We start from the raw sequence: 12320 nt of genomic DNA, 5'->3' as shown, positions 1-12320 counted from the left end.
TTAGGTAGTGACATGATGAAGCTTACGTATTAGTAGCATAGATGGACAAAACGATAACTTAATCTATCAATTCATGAATAACAAAAAAAAGCTGCATTCATGCAGCTTTTTTAATTGGTAAAAGAGAGACTTTAGTTGTAAGCATGATGGTGTCAGTATTACCCCACCACAAGCCGCATCAATTGGGTACTGATATAACCACCAAACGTCCCTACCGCATAACCAAGAATACCCAAAAATACACCCACAGGTGCAAGCGACGGATGAAATGCCGTCGCAACAATCGGCGCCGATGACGCGCCGCCTGTATTGGCATTAGAGCCAACCGCCAAAAAGAAAAACGGCGCGCGAATGAGTCTTGCGACAACAAAAATAATGGCAACATGGATACTCATCCATAAAAAGCCAATCAATAAGAGACGCCACTGAGAGACAATACCTTCCAGATTAATCTGCATTCCGATGGCGGCAATCAACACAAAGATAAATACCGTACCGATTTTAGACGCGCCAGCGTGATCAAGACGACGAATTTTGGTAAAGGAAAAAATAACACCGATCAAGGTAATGATCACCACCATCCAAAAAAACGAGCTGGCAAAGCTATACTGTACTGCCCATTTGTATGGCGCAAAAAAATCTGCAATTTGCCCGCCGGCAAAGTGCGCCACTCCTACCATAGCAAAACATAACCCAAACATCACCATCAAATCATTTAAGGTCGCAGGCCGCGCATGATCACGCTCATAACTTTCGACGGCTGTAATGACTTTATCGATACTGCTGGTATCTGCTTTTAAAAAGCGGTCTATTTTCTCGCTGTGTTTAGCCATTACTAAAATTGCAAGCAACCACAATGAAGCATTGGTTGCATCCACCAAAATCATCATGCCAAACAAATCGTCGCTGACACCAAACAATTCTTTCATTGCTGCCTGATTGGCGGCGCCTCCGATCCAACTACCAGCCACGGCTGAAAACCCGCGCCATAAGGTATCATCGACAAACATTTCAGGCGATACCCATTTGGCGATTCCTAAGCTAATAGGACCACTGATAATAATGGCAATACTAGCCGCAAAGAACATGGCAATAGCTTTCCAGCCCAACCCCAATATCTTAGGCACATCCATAGATAGGGTCATTAATAATAAACTTGCAGGCAACAAATAGGTTGCTGTAAAACCGTAAATCTGCGAACCAATACCGTCCGCAAAGACGCCCAAACTGTTGAGGGTTGCAGGTATAAAGCAGCACAAAACAATACCCGGTAATACCGCATAAAATCGTCGCCAAAACTTACCGGGCAATCCTTGGGTATAAAAAACCAAACCAATGATGGCCATAATGATGCCAAACGCCAGCGGCAAACTATCAATAGCTAAACTTGAGAAAGCGGGCATCAAATAGCTCCAAAGCATACGATAAAAGCCTGCCAGTATAGACAAGGCAAAAAAAACGCGCAAGCCACTATCTTGTACTTGCCACTCAAAATGGTTGGACTCACACAAACCAATAGACACAAAAAAGCCAGATAATAAGTATCTGGCTTTTTTATTAGCTTTACCGTTAACTTAGTCGCTTTTATAAAAGCCTTCGTTAACCATAAATAATCGTATTATTACGAGTTTTTACCACGGTTGCCGCTGTTTGGACGACCTTGACCACGGCTGTCAGAACGACCTGCTGGGCGACCTTGGCTGCCGCTTGGACGACCGCGACCTGTTGCTGCACGCTCACCACGTGGAACGCCAGTGCTATCACCGCGGCTTGGGCCACCAGTGCGCTTGCCTTGATAAGGCTTGCCACCTGAACGCTCATTTGGCTTACCAGATGAATCACGTGGTTTGCCTTGATAACCGCTGTCATTGCTGGCGCGTTGACTGGTTGCTGCGCTGTCACTTGAGCGACCACGGCCTTGACCGCCACCACTAGATTTACCTGCATAGCCACCCGCTGAACGACCACGGCCTTGACCACCTCCGTTAGAGCGTCCGCGACCACGGCCACGACCATTACCTTTGTTTTCGCTAGGCACGTATGTTTTCTTAGGCTCCATACCTTCGATAACACAGACTTCCATTTTGCGATCTAAATAACGGTTGATGGCGTTTAGCTGTGGACGATCATCCATGCTACATAGGCTGATTGCGATACCAGTACGACCAGCACGGCCACAACGACCGATACGATGGACGTAATCTTCTGTCTGACGCGGCAAGTCATAGTTAATAACGTGTGAAATTGCTGGTATGTCTAAACCACGGGCAGCAACGTCAGTCGCTACTAGGATTTTGACTTTACCGTTACGCAAATCTTGAACGATACGGTTACGCTTGCTTTGTGGCAAATCGCCATGTAGGAAACTGGCTTTATGACCCGCTTCTTGTAGCTGTTTTGCTAGCTTTTCAGTGCTACGTTTGGTGGCAGCAAAGATAATGATTTGATCCATATCTTGCTGGCAAACGATTTTGTCAAGTAAGCGGTTCTTGTGATCAAAATCATCACAGTAGTACACTTTTTCTTCTATGTGTGCAGATTCTACTTTGATTGATACACGCTCAGGATTTTTAGTGAAGCTAGCTGCGATTTTACCTACTGGGCCATCCCAAGTCGCTGAACACATGATTGTCTGACGATCAACTGGTGCTGCACGTAAGATATCACTGATGTCATCAGCAAAACCCATGTCTAACATGCGATCCGCTTCGTCAAGTACCAATACTTCTAGATTTGATAAGTCAACACGGCCTGCATTGATATGATCAAGTAAACGACCAGGCGTTGCAACGATAACTTGGACGCCTTTTTTCAGAGCAGTGATCTGACCATTGTATGGCGCGCCGCCAACCAATGGTACACAGAATAAACCGCGCATGTCTTTAGAGTAAGTACGGACACTATCATGTACTTGCTGAGCAAGTTCGCGCGTTGGCGTTAGGATAAGGGCTTTGGTGAGCTTGTCAAAGCTGGTTGCACGGCTCAAACGATCAAGTACTGGGATTACGAATGCTGCAGTCTTACCACTACCTGTTTGCGCTGACAACAATAGGTCACGACCTTCTAGAGCAAAAGGAATGGCTTGTGCTTGGATAGGTGTTGGGTTGGTGTAACCACTACGATCAAGTGCCGTAAGAATTGGTTTGGCAATACCAAGATCGGTAAAGGTAACTTTATTTTCTTCAGTAGCGTCAGTAGTCGCCGCTTGATTATCAGTATCAGTATTTGCTTGAGTGTTGTTGCTTTCGATGATGCCGTTTTCAGCGGCGATTGTAGATAAGATATCAGTCATGAGAATCCTTGGTAAGTATAAGTTGCTGTAAATTCAGCAATCTTGATGCATACCACTGATAACCGTTCACCACGCAGCCTTTATTGAAGTATCATCGCAGCACATAAAAGTGTCGATAATAAGAAACGAAGCCAATAAAGCCTCGATAATAAATGCGTTTGTGCTGTCTGACGTATTTTGGTGGTAGTGCCGAGTGTCTCATCCTTGCTTGATATAAACGTATTATTGATGCTTTGTCCAAAGCAGATAATCGCATATAACAACCAATTTGACCCCTCTTTACGGGTCAGTAGATAAGATATGAGTCAAAAATAACGATTATTTATATAAAGTGTTATTTAAGTACACAAAATCATCGGCAACAATTACTTATGGTCATCCTAGACCCAAAATCGCAGGCGATGTTATCAATCTCATAATTCACGATAGACTAAGCTAACGTGGCGACGCAGTATATCACATTAAAAAAATATTTGTAGCTGTTTTTTTGATTAGTGTAGAAACAGTCGCAGGATTGCGGTTTCTACACCCTATTGAGACGTATATCGGCTACTATTATTGTGCTGTTCTAACCTCAGTCACATAGGTGGGTAGCTCCCATGCACCGCCAGCTGCAATCAAACGACAGAGCCCAGTAGTGCTTTCATAGCTTTTTTCAAATGATTTGCCCGTCCATATCCACTCGCTTTTGGCTAAGCAGTCGCCAATACCGCGACCTCTCTGCACTGAGGTTATTTTGCCTTCGTCGTAGCCTGTGGCACTAGTAGTGACCAATGTCGGATTGTAAGGCTTGCTGTCATTCATTACCCACACGCCTGTACCGACATTGTAAGCCCCTCTCCAACATTCATGCTGTACCAATAGTTGTGAACCATTTAAACGATTGATGCGCCATGGCGACTTGTCTGGCAGATTTGGGCAATCACTATCTACTTCTTTCATTGTACCTTTCATAATGGTTGCTAGCTGAGAAGAGCGCATGCCAAATTTTTTATTATTATTAGAAACCGCTTTGGAATTAGGTAATACAAAGCGTAATTTTGGGACAGCCTTTGGAGGTATTACGCTGCTATTGGGCTTAGCCGCACCTTCGCGATCAATAAAGGCGTTTGACGTCCCTACTCGACCTTGGGCTTCGTCCGCCTTTAGCATAACGGCACTAGCGCCTTTATCAGAAAGCTGCCAACGTGAATTGCGCAGTACCAGCTCAATTTTACTGGATTTGGTCAAGGCATTCAATAATGCGCTTACTTGAGCTTCAGTCAATTCAGCATTGCCTGCAGTGGCTGAAAAAGTTTTGGTTTCGCCATAGTTTTTATCGTTAATAAATAAAGAGATACGATGGCGATCACCCAATTGCATGAGTGCTTTAGACGAGCTTTCTTTAGCACCCCCAAGCTTCACTTTGCCCTCTACGCTGGCATTGGCGCCTGCGCGGCGCACAAGCAACACGGAAACAGGCAGCTCACTATTATTCTCAGCTTGATAGCCTGCCAGCCGGCAAGTCATGGTATTGTCGCAGGCAACCTGCCAGTCTTGATTGACAAACTCAACACCTGCGTGCGCCATGGTGACATTGCTAAGTAGAACTGTACTCATGGCAGCAACCATAGGTATAAGCACATGGTTTTTTATCCTCAATGAGGGCATCTTTTTTATTACATTGGATATAATTGTAGAATAAGTCATGTAGTACGACCTTAAGCATTTATTGACAAATATCGATTGATATTTTTAAAAAATCATGCCGAAATTTTAATAGAAATTAAGCGTTGAATATTGATTAAAGGCAATCACTCGATCAAGTTAAGATGTTATGTCTTACATAATTTTTTATTCATAAAATGGTGACAAACATCTGTCTGTCAGAATATTGTTTGCCTATCTTAACGCATTAGTGTTTCTGATTGTTATGATAATGTAGCATTTCGTAAAAATACAGCCATATATTTATTATAATATACTTATACGTAAATATAATATATCAAATACTACTAAGGCCGATAAGCGGAATGCTTATCGGCCTTAGTGGTAATATGATGGTAAACCAGATACCAATTTACTTAGTCAATTGGTGTTAATGTCAGGTCAACCGCACGTTTAACTGCAGGACGCTCAGCGATTTTTTGTGCCCAGCGCTGTACATGTTTATAGTCGTTTACTTGTAAGAATTCTGCTGCATCATAAAGCTTACCCAGTACCAGCTGACCATACCATGCCCAAATAATCATATCAGCAATATTGTAATCTTCTTCATTGTTGCCACACATGTATTCATTATCTTTTAGATGCGTATCAAGCACATCAAGCTGACGCTTAACTTCCATCGTATAACGATTGATTGGATACTCCAACGGTTTAGGTGCATAAGCATAGAAATGACCAAAACCGCCCCCTAAGAAGGGCGCGCTACCCATTTGCCACATAATCCAAGACAAACAATCTGCACGTGCCTTGCCTGCTGACAGAGGAATAAACTTACCAAATTTTTCTGCCAAATACATTAAGATGGCACCTGACTCAAAGACTGCGATAGGCTCGCTGCTGTCATCGCCTTCTACATGGCTAGAATGGTCTACCAAGGCTGGAATCTTTGAGTTGGGATTGATTGCCACAAACCCTGAGCCAAACTGATCGCCTTTAGAAATATCAATTTTATAAGCATTATATTCAGCACCTTTCACACCTAGCTCTGCCAACTCTTCCAATAATATATTTGCCTTTACACCATTTGGGGTATTCAAAGAATACAATTGCAATGGTGCATCACCTACTGGTAGCGGTTTTTCATAACGTGCGCCAGCAGTCGGGCGATTGATGCTAGCAAATTTACCACCGTTTTCTTTGTCTTGTACCCAAACCTTTGGCGGTACATAGGTATTTGTTTGTTCAGTAGCGTGATTGCTTGAATTATTATTGTCCTGACTCATAACATATCCTTAATTTATTTTTTTTGGTGTATATCTATAATGAAGGCTCACTATAACGAGAATTCACCCTTACATTAAAGTCCTCTCTTGTAAGCAATGTTGTCGCCTATTGTTTTAGTACTTTGTCACCTCAGCTGGCAATCGTTACCTTGAGTCACTTTTATTATCCGTAAGTCTTTCTTATACTACTTGACCTATATCATAACTCGCCACTTATCAATAAGTGGCAAATAATACTATTCGTCTGATTTTATGACAGAATATTTAATGAGATTTACATGGTAACGCTCACCCCAACGCAAGATAAATACCTGCCCTATGTACTAGCGGTAGCGCTATTTATGCAAATTCTAGATGCAACCATTTTAAATACGTCACTACCGCAAATGGCACAAGCGCTTGGCGAGTCGCCCTTAAAAATGCAGTGGGCGGTGATCAGTTATGCACTGACTTTAGCCATATTCATTCCTCTTAGTGGCTTTTTGGCTGACAAATATGGCACCCGCCAAGTATTTTTATCAGCCATCATTATTTTTTGTATTGGCTCATTGTTATGCGCCGCCTCACCAACACTAGATTTTTTGATTGCTTCACGGGTTATTCAAGCCATCGGTGGCGCAATGATGACACCCGTTGCTCGTCTCATATTGGTCAAATCCTATCCACGTAATAAGCTATTAACGGTCATGAATTTTGCGGTCATACCTGCATTGGTTGCGCCGTTGGTAGGACCCATTTTGGGTGGTTATATTGTGCAATACGCCAGTTGGCATTGGATATTTTTGATCAATATACCAATGGGGATAGCCGGTTTTGTGATGGGGAAAAAGCTGGTCCCTGCATTATTCGAAGATACCAAACGTCTTGATTGGACAGGATTTTTATTGTTTGCCGCAGCGGCTTGTGGATTTACATTGGCTGTAGAGTTTGGCTCGCAGACAGGACATGGGCTTTATGGTCTGCTCTTCGGTCTTGGCGCAAGCCTATTGATAGGCGCTTATATTTGGCATGCCAAACGGCAATCTGCCTCGTTGTTCCCGCTGGCCTTGTTCGATGTTCGTACCTTTCGCATAGGTATTACTGGCAATCTGTTTACACGCCTTGGCATCAGTGCGGTCCCCTTTTTATTGCCATTACTGCTGCAAGTCGTATTTGAATACTCTCCATCAAAGGCAGGCTGGCTCCTTGCTCCTATTGCTGTAGGCGCAATCGGTATCAAGCCCTTTGTGAGTAAGATCATTCAGCGTTACAGCTACCGCAAAGTTTTGATCTACAACACCTCAGTGATGGGCTCACTTATCTTGGTTTTAACGCAGTTTAATGACGCCTCACAATGGCTTTGGTTTATTCCTATTTTGACCATCATGGGCGCTTGTAACTCCTTACAATTCAGCGCGATGAATACCATTACAATTGGTGATCTCCAAGGCGCACAGACCAGTAGCGGCAATAGCTTGATGGCCGTTAATCAACAGCTGGCCATTAGCTTCGGTATTGCTTTTGGTGCAGCCATTTTAAATCTATTACGTGAGCGTATACAGATGGATACGTTAACAGCATTTCAAACCACATTTTTTGTCATGGGTGTATTAACGATTCTCTCTGCAATGGTATTTATGCGCTTGAAACCTGAAGACGGCCGTGGTTTGTATTGACAGTAAAAACGTGACTACCGGTGTTAGCTTCCATAGATTTGTTAAACGTCACACATAAAAATGCCAGCATGGGGTTGGTATAAACCAAAACTCATGCTGGCATCTGATATGGCGTGATCGCCAATCAATGATAGGTTTAACGCTTAGATCGTATCGTCATCATTGATTTGTGATTGAATGTATCGTTCTACGCCCATACTTTCGATTAAGTCTTCTTGAGTCTCAAGCCAATCTTGATATTCCTCATTACCATCTTTTAAAATGGTCAATAACTGACGAGAAACATAGTCGGCCTTTGTCTCACACAAAGTGATGGCATCAGTAATGATAGCGAATTTTTGCTTTTCTAAACGCAAATTGCAATCGATCAACTCTGGCACATCTTCGCCAATAAACATCTTACCGTAATCTTGCAAATTGGGTAAGCCACCTAATAATAAAATACGTGCAATCAAATCATCTGACCATTTCATCTCAGCGATAGATTGTTTGTAAAAATTTTCGTTAAGCGCTTCTAAGCCCCAATGACGGGCAATGCGTGCATGCAAAAAATACTGATTGATGGCAATAAGCGACTGTCCCAGTACCTTATTTAAAGCACGAATGACCTCTTTGTCCCCTTTCATTATTTCTCTCCCTACTTATTTATTGTTTTGGCCAACCATGTCGGCCAGTTTTTATGACTATTTATATCTATTGTGACATTAAATAAGATTGGGAGTGACTTCAGCCACTTGGCTTTGGAGGTAATTTGGCAGACCAATCATGTCGATAAGACGTAACTGCTGTTCAAGCCAATGAGCATGATCTTCTTCGGTGTCTTTTAACTGCTCAACAAGCATCTCACGCGTAACATAATCCCGCTCTTCTTCACACAGCGCAATACCGTCTTTTAGATGCTTCTGTACTTGATACTCTAAATCAAGATCCAGTTGTAGCATCTCAGGAACCGTGGCTCCAATATTGATAGCATCTACAGTCATTTTTGGCGTACCGCTTAGCATCAAAATGCGGCGAATAATGGCTTGCGCGTGTAACGTCTCATCTTCCATCTCATGATGGATACGGTCGTACAACTTCCCGTAATGCCACTCAGCATACATTTCTGAATGTATAAAATACTGGTCACGAGCAGCCAGCTCACCACCTAATAAAAAATTTAAATAATCTATGACTTTTTGGCTACCTATCATAACCCATACTCCTCTATGTATATTTATACATTACCGTATATCTAAAATTCATCACGTAATAGTAGCAATGTCAGTAAAAATCACATGCAATAATATGCTCTGTTACTTTATTTAAATATAGTAACATACAGGCGCTGTATGACATGTAATATTATGAACTAAGAATAAGATGCTAGTTGAGAATCATAATTAGCTAGCGTTTATAAAGACAACAGGAATTTATCACGTTGAAAAAACATGAATAAAAGGATAGCTGTTTTTTTGAAAAGTACTGTAGAAATTTGCCAATTACCCTATGTCTTTTATATATTGAGGGTAAAGACATGATATTAGATGTACTGTGTTTTATAACAATACATCTAAGATATTTAAAATAGAGAATTTTTAGATCTACTATATTTAGACAGCATAGGCTAGGATATCTAATTTCGCATGGTGTTCATCTAGGTAATCATTTACCATTGGCTCGCAGCAGCCACAGCAGGTTGCAACGTCGAGCGTATCTTTTAGACCTTCAAGAGTATCAATACCTGAAGCAATAGCAGCTTTGATTTGTTTTTCTTTCACGTCATTACAGATACATACGTACATACACCAGCTCTCCTGAATACCATCATTCGATAACTACTTTACTGCTTATAAATATTGGGCATTGATGAAAAACCTTATAGGTCAATAGATAGTCACCCACCCACTTCACTACCTATCAATTTGCTACCTAATAAAATTCTGCGTAACAATTTAAGTATAATAACGATAATTATTATCATTTGCAATAGTATTTTACAATTGAGTGCGCAAAAAAATAGTCTTCTATTACAGTCAGTTAACTGATGTAGATTAATATGGTTACTACTGTAACTAAACAAGATAAAAGGTAGTAAATTGACGACGAACTGTAATTTAGCTTATTTTTTAATCGATTTTGTAGATAACTGCTGTTATATTGAAGGCCTATTAATCTAGCCTTATTGGAACTATTCTATGTCTGATAATAATTTTACAATACGACCTATTGAGTTGTTTAAAGTCTTATCTGATCCGACACGCTTAAAAATATTTCAAATATTATTCCGAAAAGAAGCACGTTGTGTGGGTGAGTTGGTTGACATATTGGACCAGCCGCAGCCAACCATATCTCGTCACTTAAACCATCTAAAGAAACTGGGTATTTTGAGCTGTGTTCGTGATGGTACTTGGATGTGGTATGAGGTTGCTGATGATTTACCCGAATGGTGTGAGCATATTCTAGAGATTACCTACAAGCAAATATTGACCAAAGACATTGATATGTCAGAACCTGCTTAGATAGAGGGTGTATACAGCAAGACTGGCTTTTAGCACGGATTAAAGGCAATAAAAAAGACCCATTTAAGATAGGTCTTTTTTATTGCCTTTAAGAAGCTAATCGTTCCAACACTATAAGTCTATAGCGTACTCTCAGTTTTTATACAAGATTCAATTATATAAAATACCATTCTATACAAGATCGAGGAAATCACTGATGAAAGCATTGGCTGGCTGATGTATCAACTCTTCCGATGTTCCCACCTGCTCTACACGTCCTTGGTTCATAACCACAATCTCATCAGATACGGCACGTGCTTCTTCTTGATCATGAGTAACCATAATACTAGTAATACCCAGCTCATGATGAATATTTTTTAGCCAAGTGCGTAGCTCTTTACGTACTTTGGCATCCAATGCGCCAAATGGCTCATCAAGTAATAGTAGTTTTGGCTTGACAGCAAGTGCCCGTGCCAGCGCAATCCGTTGACGCTGTCCGCCTGATAGTTGGTGCGGATAAGCATTGGCAACTTGAGGCAACTGTACCAAATCTAACAGTTCTGCGACACGCTTATTAATCTCAGCTTTGTTAGGTCGCTCATTTTTTGGCAATAACGTCAATCCAAACGCCACATTATCAGCGATGTTTTTATGACGAAACAATGCGTAATGCTGGAACATAAAACCAATATGACGTTTTTGCACAGGGGTATTGGTGACATCCAAATCATCAAACAGTATTTGTCCAGAGTCCGCGTATTCCAAACCTGCAATGATGCGCAGCAACGTGGTTTTACCACAGCCTGAAGGTCCAAGCAACGTGGTTAGCTTACCCGTTGGTACGGTAATGTTGATATCGTCTAAGGCTACGAAATCACCAAACTTTTTATTAACGTTACGAATCTCGATACTCATAATAATATCTCTTATTGTCTCTTTTGGCGTATCGTATCAGTGTATCTGGGCGACACCCAATGTCTCAATTATCAGTGGTTTAAATCATACTGCTGACTTAAATACCATTTATTTTTACGGCTTATCTTGACTAGTAGGAATGGTCGCACTCGCACTTGCTGGTAGCTCGGGTGCGCTTGCCAACCTTTCAGACTTAGCAAATTTACGCTCTTGCAGCTTGGTCATAACCTGCTGAATCAGTAAGGTGATTAGCGCTAGAGCCGCAAGTAAGCTCGACAAAGCAAACGCAGCGGTAAAGTTATAATCGTTATAAGCAATCTCAACCAACAATGGCATCGTATTGGTTTCGCCACGAATGTGACCTGATACCACGCTCACAGCACCAAACTCGCCCATCGCGCGAGCGTTGGTCAGAATCAAGCCATATAGCAACGCCCATTTAATATTGGGTAATGTCACATGCCAAAAAGTCTGCCAACCAGAAGCTCCTAGAGTCAGTGCGGCTTGCTCTTCACTATCACCTTGAGTCTGCATTAATGGTATCAGCTCACGTGCGACAAAAGGAAAAGTCACAAATAGGGTTGCTAAAACAATACCAGGGACCGCGTAAATAATTTGGAAACCCATGCTCTCAAGCCAGCCGCCAAGGGTAGAGTTCAGACCAAACAACAATACAAACATCAAGCCTGCAACCACGGGCGACACAGAGAATGGTAAATCAAGTAACGTGGTGACCAGCTGCTTGCCTTTGAACTGATAACGCGTGACCAACCAAGCGATAGCAATACCCATTACCATATTAATTGGCAAGACAATAGCAGCCGTAATGAGGGTAAGCTTGATCGCCTCCAATGCTTCTGGGTCGACCAGCGAGGCAATATACAACTGCCAACCACTCTTGAAGGCTTCATAGAATACCGCCAACAACGGTATGACCAACATGACAACCATAAACAAGACAGCAATCACGATGAAAATGCGACGTACCCACGGTGTATCTTTGGTGGCAGGATTGCTTTGGTAGTCGTAGCTATTGGATATTTGCATA

At 41.9% G+C, this 12320-nt stretch carries 11 protein-coding genes; 2 read left to right on the top strand and 9 right to left on the bottom strand.

The genetic code is table 11. The features are described from left to right. Window positions 1-158: 158 nt before the first annotated feature. The 4 genes from CIK80_RS14580 to yghU all read right to left on the bottom strand — a co-directional run bounded on the left by CIK80_RS14580 (window position 159) and on the right by yghU (window position 6222). Window positions 159-1403, bottom strand: a complete 1245-nt coding sequence (locus tag CIK80_RS14580; RefSeq protein ID WP_095570652.1) for a DUF819 family protein — start codon at window positions 1401-1403, stop codon at window positions 159-161. Window positions 1404-1621: 218 nt separating this feature from the next. After that, window positions 1622-3292, bottom strand: a complete 1671-nt coding sequence (locus CIK80_RS14575; protein WP_095570608.1) for a DEAD/DEAH box helicase — start codon at window positions 3290-3292, stop codon at window positions 1622-1624. A gap of 555 nt (window positions 3293-3847) precedes the next feature. Further along, on the bottom strand, window positions 3848-4891 hold the full coding sequence (locus CIK80_RS14570) for a DUF1176 domain-containing protein (protein ID WP_257011793.1): 1044 nt from the start codon (window positions 4889-4891) through the stop codon (window positions 3848-3850). A 464-nt stretch (window positions 4892-5355) separates the two neighbouring features. Then, window positions 5356-6222: a glutathione-dependent disulfide-bond oxidoreductase gene (yghU, locus tag CIK80_RS14565; protein ID WP_095570606.1), complete on the bottom strand. Its 867-nt coding sequence runs from the start codon at window positions 6220-6222 to the stop codon at window positions 5356-5358. A gap of 278 nt (window positions 6223-6500) precedes the next feature. Between yghU and CIK80_RS14560 the strand changes: the two genes are divergently transcribed. After that, window positions 6501-7877: a DHA2 family efflux MFS transporter permease subunit gene (locus CIK80_RS14560; protein ID WP_095570605.1), complete on the top strand. Its 1377-nt coding sequence runs from the start codon at window positions 6501-6503 to the stop codon at window positions 7875-7877. Between the two features lie 143 nt (window positions 7878-8020). On the opposite strand, the gene bfr (CIK80_RS14555) is transcribed toward CIK80_RS14560, so the two are convergent. The 3 genes from bfr (CIK80_RS14555) to CIK80_RS14545 form a co-directional block, all read right to left on the bottom strand. Then, window positions 8021-8503, bottom strand: coding sequence for a bacterioferritin (bfr, locus tag CIK80_RS14555; RefSeq protein WP_062844606.1), 483 nt, complete (start codon window positions 8501-8503; stop codon window positions 8021-8023). Window positions 8504-8581: 78 nt separating this feature from the next. Then, entirely contained in the window at window positions 8582-9070 is a 489-nt protein-coding gene (gene bfr, locus CIK80_RS14550; protein ID WP_062844607.1) for a bacterioferritin, read from the bottom strand. Between the two features lie 399 nt (window positions 9071-9469). Next, entirely contained in the window at window positions 9470-9661 is a 192-nt protein-coding gene (locus tag CIK80_RS14545) for a (2Fe-2S)-binding protein (protein ID WP_062844608.1), read from the bottom strand. 393 nt (window positions 9662-10054) lie between these two features. Here CIK80_RS14545 and CIK80_RS14540 point away from each other — a divergent pair, with 393 nt between their 5' ends. Beyond that, entirely contained in the window at window positions 10055-10378 is a 324-nt protein-coding gene (locus CIK80_RS14540) for a metalloregulator ArsR/SmtB family transcription factor (protein ID WP_062844609.1), read from the top strand. A gap of 171 nt (window positions 10379-10549) precedes the next feature. Here CIK80_RS14540 and cysA read toward each other — a convergent pair whose 3' ends face one another. Both cysA and cysW read right to left on the bottom strand, forming a co-directional pair. Further along, window positions 10550-11272 (bottom strand): sulfate ABC transporter ATP-binding protein, encoded by a 723-nt coding sequence (cysA, locus tag CIK80_RS14535; RefSeq protein WP_084387291.1) that lies wholly within the window; start codon window positions 11270-11272, stop codon window positions 10550-10552. A 114-nt stretch (window positions 11273-11386) separates the two neighbouring features. Beyond that, window positions 11387-12319, bottom strand: a complete 933-nt coding sequence (gene cysW / locus CIK80_RS14530; RefSeq protein WP_095570604.1) for a sulfate ABC transporter permease subunit CysW — start codon at window positions 12317-12319, stop codon at window positions 11387-11389. Window position 12320 lies beyond the last annotated feature (1 nt).

Origin of the sequence: Psychrobacter sp. JB193, assembly GCF_002285555.1 — a bacterium.
In the GTDB taxonomy this organism is placed as follows: Bacteria; Pseudomonadota; Gammaproteobacteria; order Pseudomonadales; family Moraxellaceae; genus Psychrobacter; species Psychrobacter alimentarius.
Note: the sequence above shows the minus strand (reverse complement) of the source record. Positions and strands in the feature narration are given on the sequence as shown.